12 protein-coding genes are annotated in these 14,115 nt (G+C 51.2%); 4 read left to right on the top strand and 8 right to left on the bottom strand.

Annotation, left to right across the window (positions count from 1 at the left end):
• The first annotated feature begins 325 nt into the window (after positions 1 to 325).
• Positions 326 to 1,624: an MFS transporter gene (locus QVF11_RS21200; protein WP_287859039.1), complete on the top strand. Its 1,299-nt coding sequence runs from the start codon at positions 326 to 328 to the stop codon at positions 1,622 to 1,624.
• Positions 1,625 to 1,626: 2 nt separating this feature from the next.
• Here the strand turns inward: QVF11_RS21200 and QVF11_RS21195 are convergent, their stop codons facing one another.
• From QVF11_RS21195 to trxC, 5 genes are all read right to left on the bottom strand, one after another.
• Complete coding sequence (locus QVF11_RS21195; RefSeq protein WP_112215413.1) at positions 1,627 to 1,953, bottom strand: YfiM family lipoprotein; 327 nt, start codon at positions 1,951 to 1,953, stop codon at positions 1,627 to 1,629.
• 41 nt (positions 1,954 to 1,994) lie between these two features.
• Entirely contained in the window at positions 1,995 to 3,350 is a 1,356-nt protein-coding gene (pssA, locus tag QVF11_RS21190; protein ID WP_112215414.1) for a CDP-diacylglycerol--serine O-phosphatidyltransferase, read from the bottom strand.
• 114 nt (positions 3,351 to 3,464) lie between these two features.
• Positions 3,465 to 6,122: a bifunctional acetate--CoA ligase family protein/GNAT family N-acetyltransferase gene (locus QVF11_RS21185; RefSeq protein ID WP_287859037.1), complete on the bottom strand. Its 2,658-nt coding sequence runs from the start codon at positions 6,120 to 6,122 to the stop codon at positions 3,465 to 3,467.
• A gap of 35 nt (positions 6,123 to 6,157) precedes the next feature.
• Entirely contained in the window at positions 6,158 to 6,856 is a 699-nt protein-coding gene (locus QVF11_RS21180) for a tRNA-uridine aminocarboxypropyltransferase (RefSeq protein ID WP_287859036.1), read from the bottom strand.
• 69 nt (positions 6,857 to 6,925) lie between these two features.
• Positions 6,926 to 7,351, bottom strand: coding sequence for a thioredoxin TrxC (gene trxC / locus QVF11_RS21175; RefSeq protein WP_112215417.1), 426 nt, complete (start codon positions 7,349 to 7,351; stop codon positions 6,926 to 6,928).
• A gap of 203 nt (positions 7,352 to 7,554) precedes the next feature.
• Between trxC and QVF11_RS21170 the strand changes: the two genes are divergently transcribed.
• On the top strand, positions 7,555 to 8,625 hold the full coding sequence (locus QVF11_RS21170; RefSeq protein WP_287859034.1) for a tRNA/rRNA methyltransferase: 1,071 nt from the start codon (positions 7,555 to 7,557) through the stop codon (positions 8,623 to 8,625).
• A 109-nt stretch (positions 8,626 to 8,734) separates the two neighbouring features.
• Here the strand turns inward: QVF11_RS21170 and ung are convergent, their stop codons facing one another.
• The gene (gene ung, locus QVF11_RS21165) at positions 8,735 to 9,424 is read right to left on the bottom strand and encodes a uracil-DNA glycosylase (protein ID WP_112215419.1); all 690 of its coding nucleotides are present in this window, start codon (positions 9,422 to 9,424) and stop codon (positions 8,735 to 8,737) included.
• Between the two features lie 311 nt (positions 9,425 to 9,735).
• Here ung and grcA point away from each other — a divergent pair, with 311 nt between their 5' ends.
• Positions 9,736 to 10,119 (top strand): autonomous glycyl radical cofactor GrcA, encoded by a 384-nt coding sequence (gene grcA / locus QVF11_RS21160; protein ID WP_110272046.1) that lies wholly within the window; start codon positions 9,736 to 9,738, stop codon positions 10,117 to 10,119.
• Between the two features lie 44 nt (positions 10,120 to 10,163).
• Here grcA and srmB read toward each other — a convergent pair whose 3' ends face one another.
• Complete coding sequence (gene srmB / locus QVF11_RS21155) at positions 10,164 to 11,495, bottom strand: ATP-dependent RNA helicase SrmB (RefSeq protein WP_112215420.1); 1,332 nt, start codon at positions 11,493 to 11,495, stop codon at positions 10,164 to 10,166.
• 132 nt (positions 11,496 to 11,627) lie between these two features.
• Between srmB and trmN the strand changes: the two genes are divergently transcribed.
• Complete coding sequence (gene trmN, locus QVF11_RS21150; RefSeq protein WP_287859031.1) at positions 11,628 to 12,365, top strand: tRNA(1)(Val) (adenine(37)-N(6))-methyltransferase TrmN; 738 nt, start codon at positions 11,628 to 11,630, stop codon at positions 12,363 to 12,365.
• Here the strand turns inward: trmN and nadB are convergent.
• Positions 12,350 to 13,969: an L-aspartate oxidase gene (nadB, locus tag QVF11_RS21145; protein WP_287859029.1), complete on the bottom strand. Its 1,620-nt coding sequence runs from the start codon at positions 13,967 to 13,969 to the stop codon at positions 12,350 to 12,352. The two genes, trmN and nadB, sit on opposite strands and share 16 nt — an antisense overlap.
• Between the last annotated feature and the right edge of the window lie 146 nt (positions 13,970 to 14,115).

Genomic DNA, 14,115 nt, shown 5'->3' with positions numbered 1-14,115 from the left:
CAGGCATTAATTAAGTGAAGAGCCCATCCGTCAGGATGGGCTTTTTGCGTTTTTAAACACTAAACAAATCCTCTTCAATCCCAAGAATATTCTCCCTTTTCTACAACATAAAAGCCTGCACAAACTCTCTTGCCCTCATATTTCACTTTATCCTTGGCCGGGCATTCGCATTAATCTTGAACACTCATATAACGAAATAAAATGTGATTATCGTCACATATAAAATTATAACAATTATATAACATTTGATTCACTAATTGATTTATCTGAATGAGTTGGTTCACCCGACGCGGCAGATTGCAGTTCTTGCTGGAGCAAAATTATAATGACAGAAAGTAGCATTCACGAACGCGGATCGCTTGATCATGCTGATACCCGGCGTCGTATATGGGCAATTGTGGGGGCATCATCAGGGAATCTGGTTGAGTGGTTTGATTTTTACGTTTATTCGTTTTGCTCACTCTATTTCGCACACATCTTCTTTCCTTCGGGAAATACCACCACGCAATTGTTACAAACGGCGGGGGTGTTTGCTGCCGGTTTTCTGATGCGTCCTATCGGAGGGTGGTTATTCGGACGCATTGCCGATCGTCGCGGACGTAAAGCTTCTATGCTGATTTCGGTATGCATGATGTGCTTCGGATCGCTGGTGATTGCTTGTCTACCGGGATATACCACTATCGGGACCTGGGCTCCGGCATTGCTGCTGCTGGCACGCCTGTTCCAGGGCCTTTCCGTCGGCGGAGAATACGGCACCAGCGCAACCTACATGAGTGAAGTTGCGGTGGAAGGTAAGAAAGGTTTTTACGCCTCATTTCAGTATGTCACGTTGATTGGTGGCCAACTTCTGGCGGTGCTTGTTGTTGTCGCATTACAGCAGATCCTTAGTGATGAAGATCTTCATGCCTGGGGATGGCGCATCCCCTTTGCCCTTGGCGCCGTATTAGCCATCGTTGCTCTGTGGCTGCGTCGTCAATTAGATGAAACCTCTAAACAGGAAACTCGTGCGCTAAAAGAGGCGGGTTCGTTTAAAGGGCTATGGCGTAACCGTAAGGCATTTATTATGGTACTCGGTTTTACTGCCGCTGGTTCGTTAAGCTTTTATACCTTTACAACCTATATGCAAAAATACCTGGTCAACACTGCTGGTATGACAGCGGGTACTGCCAGCATGATCATGACCGCAGCCTTGTTCGTTTATATGTTGGTTCAACCGCTTTTTGGTGCTCTTTCGGATAAGATTGGCCGCCGAACCTCAATGCTCTGCTTCGGCGTATTGGTTACCGTCTTTACCGTTCCTATCCTGAATGCATTGCAGAGTGTGAGTTCACCGTATGCAGCATTTGCTTTGGTTATATGTGCGTTGCTGATAGTGAGTTTCTATACTTCAATTAGCGGGATCCTGAAGGCCGAAATGTTTCCGGCTCAGGTACGTGCCTTAGGGGTTGGATTATCTTATGCGGTTGCCAACGCGCTCTTTGGCGGCTCAGCGGAGTATGTCGCGCTGTCGTTAAAATCGGCCGGAATCGAGCACGCCTTTTACTGGTATGTGACAGTAATGGGGGCAATAGCTTTCCTGGTCTCCTTGACTTTGCACCGCAAAGGTAAAGGTCTGCGTTTGTAGAATTATTGATGGGCCAGCTGCCATACGGCATAGCCTGTAGTGGCACCCGCTACATCCCAGGCGAAATCTTTCCAACTCCAGCCGCTTCCTGCGGGGCGGCTGTCCCACAACTCTTTAGATGCACCTAAACTCACGGAAAACATAAAACCGATAGCGGCGCTACGATCGCGGCTATAGCCCTGGTGCTGGGCATATTCATTACCTGCAGCAGAGAGCATTGCTGAGGCGAGGAAATGCTGTGCTTTATCCTGGCCTTTCCAGGAGTCATTAGCCATATGACTACAACCGGTTAGCAATAATAGCAGAGCGATAATCACGATAATGCGCATATAAAATCCACAAAAAACCCCACATATAGTGGGGCGGAAATTCAGAGGATACGGCTAATAAGACGGTCGATTCGGATACGTCTCAGACGCCTAATCAGCTTGCGAACTTTTACCGGGTAATCAGCAATGCTTTGCAAATCACGGTAGTGTTGGACGATTGTCGTATGTTTGCGAATGAGATTAAGCTCTTTTTCACGCACTGCGCCAAGTTGATGTTTCGGATCGTGGATAAGAATGGCATTTTCCAGATCAAGTCGCCATGCGCGAGGGTTCAGGTTATTTCCCGTCAGCAACATCCATTCGTCATCAACCCACATGCCTTTCAGGTGGTAGCTGTTATCGTCATCTTTCCATAAACGGACAATCAGTTGGTCAGTGTTGACATAATACTGCAGTCGACTCAGGAAGCGACGCAGATTAATTTCATAGAGATAGGGAAGTGCACCGATGATTTTAAACGGCTGATCTTCTGGGATATAGAAATCGTTGGCCGTTTTATCGCCGACAATAATTTCAACTTTCTTTCCGCTACGTAGTAGCTGAATGATATTACGCACTAGTAGAGCGGGTAGGTTGAAATAAGGAGTGCAGATGGTCAACTTGTGCTCTGCACAGGGCATCAGATGGAAGATCGTTTTATTCAGCAGGCTTGATTTGCCTAAGCCAACCAGTGGTGTTACTGATAACTGATCTTCATCTGCGTCGCCGAGAAAATGGTAGCTGCTATCGCGAAGTTCCTGACGATACTGACGGATATCATTTTTGATTTCCGGACTTTTCGGTCGATCGGCTTTGTCCAGGCGATTAACCCCACGACCTTGCACCAGGTTATTCTCAACCCAATCGAACATAACATCGGCCATTTTACCGTTGCGAATGCACTGGTAGCGGTCATAGCGATACTTATCGTGTTGATGCAGGTAAACATCATTCAGACTCGCGCCGCTGTAGAGAACGCAATCATCAACGATAAAACCTTTGAAATGGAGAACGCCGAGTGCCTCCCGGGTATTTACCGGAACGCCATAAACTGGAATATCGACGCCAGGATTTTCCTGCGCCATACGGCAATACCAATCGGCATTGGTGTTTGAGGCCGCGGCACCTATACGACCACGCTGGGCTCGATGCCAGTCGACCAGTACCCGAACATCTAATTCTGGACGCTGACGTTTAGCGTCATACAGTGCCTGCAAAATTCCTTTGCCGCCATCATCCTGTTCCAGATAGAGCGCAATAATACAAATACGCTGGGTGGCTTGAGCTATCTTTGCCAGTAACGCTTGCCGAAAATCTGCGGGAGCGTAAAAAAACTCGATATCATCAACTGACTGAGAAAGCTTAGGGAGTTGGGCAAGGTGTTGTTGATGTTTATTTCGTTTAAATTTTGACAACATCACAGTGCGTTTCTTCTCTGTTTATTGAAGGGTCTTCTGTACCATGCAGACGACGTAAGCGGGCAATAATACCATTACTACCCGTTAAAGTAGTCAACAATTGCGCTCACCCGTTTATGATTGCGCTGGTGCAAGTTGTAGAGACAAACTGACAATTCCATCTTCCAACTGGATATCAACCGTAAATCCCAGCTTTCTGGCAAGGCCGATCATGCCTTTATTGTTAGGCATTGTGATGCCGTTAAGTCGTTGTAGACCGTGGTTTTGCGTATAAGCAATTAATTTTTCTAGTAGCCTACGGCCTAAGCCCAGACCTTTCAGGTCGGAGCGTACCAGCACGGCAAACTCGGCATCAATATTATCCGGGTCGGAGATCGCGCGAGTTACCCCGAGGATCTCATTTCCCTCTGCCGTTGCACGCACGGCAACAAAAGCCATTTCTCGATCGTAGTCGATCTGCGTCATATTGGCTAAATCGTCATGCGTAAATTCATTGATTTCGCTGAAGTAACGATAGTAAAGATCTTCCTTCGTTACCTGCCCGATAAAGGCCAGCAACTGCGGCTCATCTTCTGGAAGAATAGGGCGAAACAGGCAACGTTCGCCATTTTTCATTACCACCCACTCTTCCTGCTGTTGCGGATAGGGACGCACGGCCAGGCGGCTTTCGCTATCCCCGGTAAAAGGGGCAAGACTTAACGTGACATCAAGCGCAGTAAACTCGTGACCGGAAGCGAGTAAAGGATGGATGTCCAGGCGCTGAATCTCCGGGCAGTCGACAATTAAATTAGATACCTGTACCAGCAATTGACTCAGGCCAGGAATGTCTAATGGTCGTAGCGCGCTGCGACCGCGCATTTTTTTACTTTTGATTGCCTGAATGACCAGATAGCGCGCCAGGTTCATATTCAGCGGCGGTAGCGCGACGGCAGCCTGATCTTCTGCACGCCACTCGACGCCGCCTTCACCCAGCATGATCAGTGGCCCGAAGACCGGATCGTGCTCCACTACCACTCGAAGCTCCTGTGCCCCGGCGCGGTTGGCCATACTTTGTACCAGCAGTCCGTGAATACGCGCCTGCGGCCAGGTCATTTTCACGCGATCGATAATAGCATCCGCCGCCTGCTGTACTTCGATGGCAGTACGTAGATAAAGCATAACCCCCTGAACTTCTGACTTATGGGGGATATCCGGCGAGCGTAGCTTCAGCGCCACCGGATAACCAATCTGCTCGGCGATATGTACTGCTTCGGCACTATCTGCAGCAATCCATGTCGGCAGAGTATGGATGCCATAAGCGCGCAGAACGGGGCTTACTTCATGGGTATCCAGCGACGTTGCGCCTTCATTGATTGCGCGTTGCAGCAAGTCTCGGGCTTCAGCAGTGTTGGCGGTTAACGAGTCTGACAGAACCGGCGTTTCCCGGAGCTGTTTTTGGTTACGTCGGTATTCCACCATGTGCATAAAGGCAGTAATAGTGCCCTCGGGAGTCCGATAAGTCGGTAGGCCCGCATCGCTAAACAAACGCCGTGCTTCCTGAGAAGAGAATTCGCCACACCAGTTGGTGAGAACGGTAACGTATTTACCGCGTGGGTGGCGTTTCAGGGCATCAATTAGCGCCAGTGCGCTTTCCGTTCCCGGTGCGGCGGCACTTGGGGCATGGATCACCAGCAGTGCATCATAGTCATGGCTATCAAGCAGGGCGTTCAGCGCATTAAGGTAATGCTCGCTACTGGCATCATCGCGGAGATCTAAGGGGTTGGCGATATCGATGCCAGCAGGTAGTGCTTGGCGCAGTTTGTCGCTGGTCTCTTCGCTGAGAGCAGCAAGTTTACCATTTCGCAGCCAGAGTTCATCCAACGCCAGTGCAGCCGGAGCCGCTCCGTTGCTGATAATCATCAGTTTCTCGCCGCGCAGTGGGCGCATATGGCTGAGGGTTTCGACAGCGGAGAACAGCTCATGCGTGTCCTGTACCCGCAATAAGCCCGCACGCTGAATGGCAGCATCCCACGCAGGATCCATTCCTGAATTGACGTGCAGCAGTTTCTGCGCCGCCGGACTACGCCCGCTTTTAATCACCAGGATAGGTTTATTACGCGAGGCGCTACGCGCCGCTGAAACAAAACGGCGGGCATCACTAATATGCTCAAGATAGAGCAGAATGGCGCTAGTCTTGCTATCGCGAGCAAGGAAGTCGAGTAAATCATCGACGTCGATATCCAGGCTGTCACCCAGTGCTATAAAGTAAGAAAACCCCATCTCTCTCTGCTGCGCCCAGTCGAGGATAGTGTTAGAGACCGCTGCTGACTGGGAAATAAACGCCAGTTTACCGCGATGAATCGGAACCGGAGAAAAGCTGGCATTAAGCCCCTGCCATGGCGCAAGCAGGCCGAGACTGTTTGGCCCGAGCAGCCGCATTTGATAGCGGGCGGCACACTTAAGCAGCGCAGGATATTGGTCGGGTATTGAAGACAGAATGATGCAGGTTTTACACCCTTTTTGCCCCAAGGCTTCCAGCAACTCAAGGTTTCTCCGGGCATTAGTGCACAGCACAGCAAGATCGGGTGTAAATGGCAGGCTGTCGATAGTCGGCCAGGCCAGCACGCCCTGAACCGCTTTCCAGGTTGGCGTCACAGGAAGCACAGGGCCATTAAACCCGCCAGCCAGCAGGTTGCGCATCATCAGATAACCGGCACGCTGTGGTTTCATTGATGCGCCAATTACGGCTATCGACTTTGGCCGCAGCAATGCTTCCAGACCTCGTTGGCTCATACCGGTCTCCTTAAATCTCCAGTGACCGAATGATTTTAAACGTTTTCTGTCAGGTATGCTGTGATGCTGCCCTTATGCTGCGTTTTTCCTGCCAGATAGCGGGCCCTGAACAAGCTAAAGTGCTCGCCAAGCGCTGTGGCTGCGGGTTTATCTCCCGCGAGATCCAGCAATGCAATCGCCACTTCGGCAGTGCAGTATTGCCCTTGCGCATGGGCTTCCCGCAGGTGGTAAGCAGAGATACGGGACAGGTCAACGGAAATAATCGGCAGTGCATCCAGCCAGGGGCTTTTACGGAACATTTTTCGTGCTTCGGGCCAGGTACCATCGAGCATAATAAATAGCGGTGGTTTGCCCCCAGGTGGTGCATCAAGCACCTGGCGTTCGGTGCCGGCATAAGAAGCAGGAAAAACCACCATTGGTTGGTAATGGGGATTGGTGACTAAATCAAGCAACGCCTGTGGCGGCTCGGTGCGTGACCACTGGAACGCTTCGGTATTCGGAAGAGTATCGGCAATAAGGCGCCCGGTATTGCTGGGCTTCATCGGCTCGGTATCGAACATTACCAGACAAAAACGACTGGAAGCGGCAACCGGGTTGAGGGTCTCGCAAAGGCACTGTTTCAACGGCAGCAAGCAACGCTGGCAGCGGTGAATACGGTTGCCGCGAGCAAGGAAAGGACGGGTGGCGCGAGCGAGGCGTTCAGCGCGAAGACGAAGGACGGCGTTATCAGTCATGGAGATCGCTAAGAAAAAACGCCATTGTCGCAGAGGTAAAAACGGGGCACAAGCAGTGCCCCGTCAGGTTTACTGCTGGCCGGCTTCGTTTAGCCAGCTATCGAAAGGCGCTTTAGGGACGGCACCGCTCAGCATGTCGATGACTTCGCCATTTTTAAACATCATAATGGTCGGGATGCTACGAATGCGAAAGCGAGCGCTGAGTTCTCGTTCCATTTCGGTATTCACTTTCACGAAACGCATTTCGCCACTACGTTCTTCAGCTACATCTTCAAAGATCGGCGCGAAGTTACGGCAGGGGCCGCACCATGGCGCCCAGAAATCGACAACGACGGGGAGATCGTCCTTCAGTAGTTTATCCAGCGTTGCCCCGGTCGCGTTGATTACGTCGCCGTCAAAAAGATCGTGACCGCAGCGCCCACATTTTGCGCCATCAGCGCTACGATCGTCTGGGATGCGGTTCAGAGCCTGACAACTGGCACAAACGGTATTCATAACTAACCTCTGGTTATGGGTTGCAGCGTGGCACGTGGCCGATTTGTATCTGTAATGTTACATATTATCGATGGGTAGCTATTAAAGGACAATGTGTTTTGTTCGATGAATACGATAGACCCAGGCTTTTAAATGAAATAATGGCTAAGTGATGACACATCGGGTAATCTGCGCGCTTCGCGCAGCGCAGGTGGAGAAAATTGATGAGCGACGAACTGAAAAATAAAAGCGGCAAGGTCAAAGTGATGTATGTCCGCAGTGATGATGATTCTGAGAAACGCACCCAAAACCCGCGTACCGGGAAAGGGGGAGGTCGTCCAGGAAAATCACGCGTTGACGGCCGCAACCGCCCTGCGCGCGATGAAAGAAGTAGCCGCGGTGGTGACCGTAAACGTGACGATCGCAAGCGTGATGATTTCGGTGGTGAAGGCTCGTCTCCGTGGCGTACTGTGTCTCGTGCGCCTGGAGAAGAAAATCCGGTAAAAGCCGATCACGGTGGGATCAGCGGTAAAAGCTTTATCGATCCGGAAGTGCTGCGTCGTCAGCGTGCGGAAGAGACCCGCGTTTATGGTGAAAATGCCTGCCAGGCCTTATTCCAGAGCCGTCCAGATGCCATCGTGCGTGCCTGGTTTATCCAGAGCGTAACGCCTCGCTTTAAAGAAGCTCTGCGCTGGATGGCGGCAAATCGCAAAGCCTATCACGTTGTTGATGAAGCTGAACTGGCTAAAGCTTCAGGTACTGAACATCATGGCGGCGTTTGCTTCCTGATTAAAAAGCGCCATGGCACATCGGTTGAACAGTGGGTTGCTAAAGCTGATGCTGAAGATTGCGTTCTGGCGCTGGAAGATGTGGGTAATCCCCATAACCTCGGTGCGATCATGCGTAGCTGCGCGCATTTCGGCGTTAAAGGCGTTGTTGTGCAGGATGCTGGAGTACTGGAGTCCGGTGCCGCAATCCGTACAGCAGAAGGTGGCGCAGAGCACGTTGAACCGATCACTGGCGATAGCTTCATTGATACGCTCGAGAGATTCCGCAGCGCGGGTTACGCGATTGTTTCTACTTCCAGCCATAATGGTACTCCGCTGTTTAAAGCCGAGCTGCCGAAGAAGATGGTGCTGGTGTTAGGGCAAGAGAGTGATGGTCTGTCCGATGCGGCGATCTCCAGTGCCGATCTGAATGTGGCTATCGAAGGGACTGGTAATGTGGAGAGCCTGAACGTTTCTGTTGCTACCGGCGTATTGCTGGCAGAGTGGTGGCGTCAGAATAAGGCTTGATACCTTAATTCAAAGTAAAAAATGCCAGCACAGCTGTAATGCGAATGCTGGTATTTTTTTGTCCTGAATCTGAGCGATGATTGGTCCGTAGATTCATACGGACGGCCATTTACTCGTTTTCAGTTGGTAACACCGGAACCCAGTCAATCGGTGCTTCGCCGCGTTCAGCCAGCCACTGATTGGCCTGGACAAAATGGTTGCTGCCAAAGAACCCGCGATGGGCAGAAAGCGGTGACGGATGCGGCGCTTTCAGTACGCAATGGCGCTGACGATCGATAATAGCCCCTTTCTTTTGCGCATGTGACCCCCACAGCAGGAACACCACACCCTCCCGATGTTGGTTGATCAATGAAATCACTTTATCGGTGAAGGTTTCCCATCCGAGGCTGGCGTGTGAGTGCGCTTGCCCCATCCGTACCGTTAATACGGTATTGAGCAGCAGCACGCCCTGACGTGCCCAGCTTTCGAGATAACCGTGAGTCGGGCGCTGAAATCCAGGTATCGTCCCTTCCAGTTCCTTGTACATATTAAGCAGTGATGGTGGTGTCGCAATTCCTGGTAGAACAGAAAAGGCAAGGCCGTGAGCCTGCCCGGGTCCGTGGTAGGGATCCTGGCCCAGGATCACCACTTTGACATCGCTTAATTCGGTGTAACGAAACGCATTAAAGACATCTTTTTGCGGTGGGTAGATGGTGATGCCAGATTGGCGTTCTTCAGCAACGGTTTTCAGGGTGTTAACAAAATAAGGTTGCTGCTTCTCTTCTGCCAGTACATCGTGCCATGTTAATGGGGTGGTCATTTTGCTCTCCTGCAAAGTGTCATCGCCATAGCTTAACTGCATCTTTCTACAACACAAAATTTGCGCCACGCGATTGACGTTCTGCATGCAAAAAAAATTGAAATTTTACAAATTTATTTAGTGTTGGATATGGCGTAACTTGATGTAAAACAATAATATCCATCCATACCCACTTTTGTTGAGTGGTTTTTGTTGATTTAAATCAATGAATGCCGAGTTCTCGGCTGTTATATATACACTCATACAACAATGGTTTTACCAATTGGCCGCGAAGGCCAATAATCGAATAAACACTGCCTGGGAGGCATCAAATGATTACTGGTATCCAAATTACTAAAGCTGCAAACGACGACCTGCTGAACTCTTTCTGGCTGCTGGATAGTGAAAAAGGCGAAGCACGCTGCCTGTGCGCTAAAGCCGGTTATGCTGAAGATGACGTGGTTGCGGTAAGCAAACTGGGCGAGATCGAATACCGTGAAATTCCGGTAGACGTGAAACCGGAAGTTCGCGTTGAAGGTGGTCAGCACCTGAACGTAAACGTACTGCGTCGCGAAACGTTGATGGATGCGGTTGAACATCCGGAAAAATATCCGCAGCTGACTATTCGTGTATCTGGTTACGCGGTACGTTTTAACTCTCTGACTCCGGAACAGCAGCGCGATGTTATCGCCCGTACTTTTACCGAAAGCCTGTAAGATTAAGTTTTGATGTGAAAACGCCGGGATATCCCGGCGTTTTTTTATTTTTCGTTTGGCTGCTGCGGCGTATCGCTCCCGCTTGCCTTGCGACGCTTACCAATATTCTTGGTATCACGGTGACGTTTCTTCACGCGCGGCTTCTCTTTCTCTTTCTCTTTTTTCTCTGCACGCTTCGCTAATACTTTCTTAGATGGCTTACCAGTCTGCTTCTCGCTCGGTGCGCGAGTCGTTGGGCGCAGCTCATCGATGACTCGAGCTTTTAACGGCTCTTCAATATAACGGCCAATTTTGCCCAACAGCAGATGGTCATGAGCCTCAACCAGAGAAATGGCGACGCCTTTTTTCCCTGCGCGACCCGTTCGACCGATGCGATGTAGATAAGTATCTGCGGTGCGCGGCATATCGAAGTTGATGACGTGGCTTACATCCGGAATATCGATACCACGAGCAGCGACATCAGTCGCAATCAGCACATTCATACGACCATCTGTCATACGTTTAATAGCTTCATTACGCTTTGCCTGAACCATCTCTCCTTCGAGCCAGCAGGTATTGATACCCGCCTCACGCAACCAGCCTGCCAGTTCATGAACACGCTCGCGTTTACGCACAAAGACGATAGAACGTGTGGCATCAGGCTGCTTCAGTAAGTTAACGAGAAGTGCCGTTTTGTGTTTGATATCATCAGCACGGTAGTACCACTGATGAATTTTCTTACGCTCGCGAGTGGAAGGGGTGGCAGAGACTTCTACCGGCTCTTCCAGCAGACGTTCAGCAAAGTCCTTAATCGCGTCGCCTTCGAGAGTGGCGGAGAACAACATAGTCTGCTTACGCCAGCGGGTTTCACCGGCAATATGTTCGATATCCTGAGCAAAACCCATGTCGACCATGCGATCTGCTTCATCAAGGATTAGCGTTTCAACGGCGCGGCAGTCGAAGTTTTCTTCTTTTATGTATTGCAGCAGGCGTCCGGTGGTAGCAACCACGATGTCCTGGTTCTCGCTGAACACTTCCGCGTGGTTCATATACGCTACGCCGCCGGTGATAGTGGCGATATCCAGATGAGTATGTTTTGCCAGTTCACGCGCATGGTCAGCAACCTGCATCGCCAGCTCACGAGTCGGCGTCAAGATGAGAATGCGCGGCGGACCGGACTTCTTGCGTGGAAAATCGAGCAGGTGCTGCAACGCTGGCAGCAAATACGCCGCTGTTTTACCGGTGCCGGTCGGGGCTGAACCGAGAATGTCACGGCCATCAAGCGCAGGCGGAATAGCGGCGGCCTGAATGGCTGTCGGGCGTGTGAAACCTTTATCCTGGAGCGCTTCCAGTAGGTTTTCGTCGAGTTCAAGTTCGGAAAAAGTCGTTACAGTCATGATCTACCTCTGAGTGGACCGCCGATTATAGACGTTACGGACGCAATGTTCATCTGTTTGTAAGGCTATCTGTTCTCCGGTATTGTGCATAGCCTTAAGCCCAGGAGTTTTTTGCCCGCAAGGTTATCGAGGATGTCTCAGTCGAAGTTTGCGCTGCCGCGCAATGGTTTTACGTTTAAACAATTTTTTATCGCCCACGATCGCTGTGCGATGAAGGTGGGCACTGACGGCATTTTACTTGGCGCATGGGCTCCGATAGCGCAGGTTAAGCACGTACTGGATATCGGTACTGGCTGTGGCCTGCTTGCACTAATGATAGCGCAGCGAACCGCAGAGGCGGTCACTGTTGACGCTGTAGAACTGGACAAGGATGCGGCAGAACAGGCGCGGGAAAATGCTGAAGAATCTCCGTGGTCCGGACGTATCCAGATCCACCAGGCTGATATTCAGCAATGGCAGTCGCCGCAAACCCGACGCTACGAACTGATTGTCAGCAATCCGCCTTTTTTTGCTGAAGGTGTCCCTTGCGCGACCTCGCAGCGTGAGCAGGCCCGCTATACCATCACGCTCGATCACACAACGCTGTTAACCTGTGCCGCTGAATCCATTACGGAAGAGGGATTTTTTTGCGTTGTGTTGCCGGTTGATATCGGCAATACATTTGTTCAGCGGGCGCAGAACATGGGTTGGCATCTACGTTTACGTACCGACGTGGCGGAAACGGAAATGCGTCCACCGCATCGGGTTCTGTTGGCTTTTTCGCCGACAGCGGGTGAGTGCTTTAGCGACAGGTTGGTTATCCGTGGGCCAGAGCAGCAGTATTCCGAAGGATTTACCGCTCTGACCGAGGATTTCTATCTTTTTATGTGAGCCAGTGGCGACAGCACTGACGGTCCGCTATTCGGCAACTGCTCCGGATAATCCAGCGTATAGTGCAGACCGCGGCTCTCTTTACGCAGCATAGCGCAGCGCACAATCAACTCGGCAACCTGGACCAGGTTACGCAGCTCCAGCAGATTATTGGAGACGCGGAATCGGGTGTAATATTCGTCCAGTTCCTGCTGCAGCATAGTAATGCGTCGCAGGGCGCGCTCAAGTCGGCGAGTGGTGCGCACAATGCCGACATAATCCCACATTAATAAGCGCAGCTCATGCCAGTTATGTTGGATAACGACAAGTTCATCGGGGATCTCGACCTGGCTTTCGTCCCATAAAGGAAGCTCATTGACTCTTTGCGCGAAAGGCATGCGCTTAACGATATCTTCGGCTGCGGACCAACCGTAAACAAGACACTCCAGCAGCGAGTTTGAAGCCATGCGGTTAGCGCCATGTAATCCGGTATAGCTGACTTCGCCGATGGCGTACAGGCCGTCGACATCAGTACGCCCGTTATCGTCAACCATCACACCGCCGCAGGTATAGTGAGCAGCCGGAACAATAGGCACCGGCTCTTTTGTCAGATCGATTCCCAGTCCCAGTAACTTCTCGTAAATCATCGGGAAATGGTGGCGAATAAATTCTGCGGGTTTATGGCTGATGTCGAGATACATGCAGTCGACACCAAGGCGTTTCATTTCATGGTCGATGGCTCGGGCGACCACATCGCGGGGGGCCAGTTCACCGCGTTCGTCAAAGTCCGGCATAAATCGAGTGCCGTCCGGGCGCTTCAACAGTGCGCCTTCACCGCGCAAGGCTTCTGTCAGCAGGAAATTGCGCGCTTGTGGATGGTATAAGGCGGTTGGGTGAAACTGATTGAATTCAAGGTTGGCGACCCGACAACCTGCGCGCCAGGCCATGGCGATCCCATCACCGGAAGAGACGTCTGGATTTGTCGTATATTGGTATACCTTAGCCGCGCCTCCGGTAGCCAGTACCACCGCTTTCGCACTACAAGTTTCAACCGTTTCTTTATTTCGATTCCAGACCCAGGCCCCCACAACGCGACGCGTTCCCGGCAGGCCGATTTTATCTGAGATAATCAGGTCAACGGCGTTGCTGCGTTCCAGCACGCGGATGTTGGGATGAGAAAGTGCTTTGCTGACCAGCGTTGTCTCTACGGCTTTACCCGTCGCGTCGGCTGAGTGGAGAATTCGGCGGTGGCTATGACCCCCTTCCCGGGTCAAGTGATAGCTTTCAGCTCCGTTAGCCTGAACCTGAGTATCAAACAGAACGCCCTGATCAATAAGCCACTGAACGCAGGGTTTGGCATTGCTGGCGACAAAAGAAACGGCATGGCGATCGCAAAGGCCGGCTCCGGCAACCAACGTATCTTCTACATGGGATTCAATGCTGTCGGTTTCATCGAAGACGGCGGCGATCCCGCCTTGAGCATAGAAAGTTGACCCTTCACTGATAGGGCCTTTGCTCAGTACCGTGACTGTGCAGTGTTCCGCCAGCCGCAAAGCAAGTGACAATCCGGCAGCACCGCTGCCAACAATCAGTACATCACAAGAGGAATCAGAAGTTGTTTTCATGATCTTTGTTTAATTTACTAAACAGGATTGCAGCACAATAGCACCAGCCTGCGCTGAATCGTACATTTTTTTTACTCAATGTTGTGGCGGCTAAACATAACGCTTTGATGGGGTGGGCTGTAAATGTAAGAAAAGTTTTGCGAAGC

The organism is Klebsiella sp. (assembly GCF_027492335.1).
Lineage (GTDB): Bacteria > Pseudomonadota > Gammaproteobacteria > Enterobacterales > Enterobacteriaceae > Klebsiella > Klebsiella huaxiensis.
This window is presented reverse-complemented; position numbering and strand designations above follow the sequence as displayed.

Excerpts from the sequence above, each read along its gene's own strand:
- QVF11_RS21185 (WP_287859037.1), bottom strand. The coding sequence starts at position 6,122 with ATGAGCCAACGAGGTCTGGAAGCATTGCTGCGGCCAAAGTCGATAGCC.
- srmB (WP_112215420.1), bottom strand. The coding sequence starts at position 11,495 with ATGACTGTAACGACTTTTTCCGAACTTGAACTCGACGAAAACCTACTG.
- QVF11_RS21170 (WP_287859034.1), top strand. The coding sequence starts at position 7,555 with ATGAGCGACGAACTGAAAAATAAAAGCGGCAAGGTCAAAGTGATGTAT.
- pssA (WP_112215414.1), bottom strand. The coding sequence starts at position 3,350 with ATGTTGTCAAAATTTAAACGAAATAAACATCAACAACACCTTGCCCAA.
- ung (WP_112215419.1), bottom strand. The coding sequence starts at position 9,424 with ATGACCACCCCATTAACATGGCACGATGTACTGGCAGAAGAGAAGCAG.
- trxC (WP_112215417.1), bottom strand. The coding sequence starts at position 7,351 with ATGAATACCGTTTGTGCCAGTTGTCAGGCTCTGAACCGCATCCCAGAC.
- trmN (WP_287859031.1), top strand. The coding sequence starts at position 11,628 with ATGTCTCAGTCGAAGTTTGCGCTGCCGCGCAATGGTTTTACGTTTAAA.
- grcA (WP_110272046.1), top strand. The coding sequence starts at position 9,736 with ATGATTACTGGTATCCAAATTACTAAAGCTGCAAACGACGACCTGCTG.
- QVF11_RS21200 (WP_287859039.1), top strand. The coding sequence starts at position 326 with ATGACAGAAAGTAGCATTCACGAACGCGGATCGCTTGATCATGCTGAT.
- QVF11_RS21180 (WP_287859036.1), bottom strand. The coding sequence starts at position 6,856 with ATGACTGATAACGCCGTCCTTCGTCTTCGCGCTGAACGCCTCGCTCGC.
- QVF11_RS21195 (WP_112215413.1), bottom strand. The coding sequence starts at position 1,953 with ATGCGCATTATCGTGATTATCGCTCTGCTATTATTGCTAACCGGTTGT.
- nadB (WP_287859029.1), bottom strand. The coding sequence starts at position 13,969 with ATGAAAACAACTTCTGATTCCTCTTGTGATGTACTGATTGTTGGCAGC.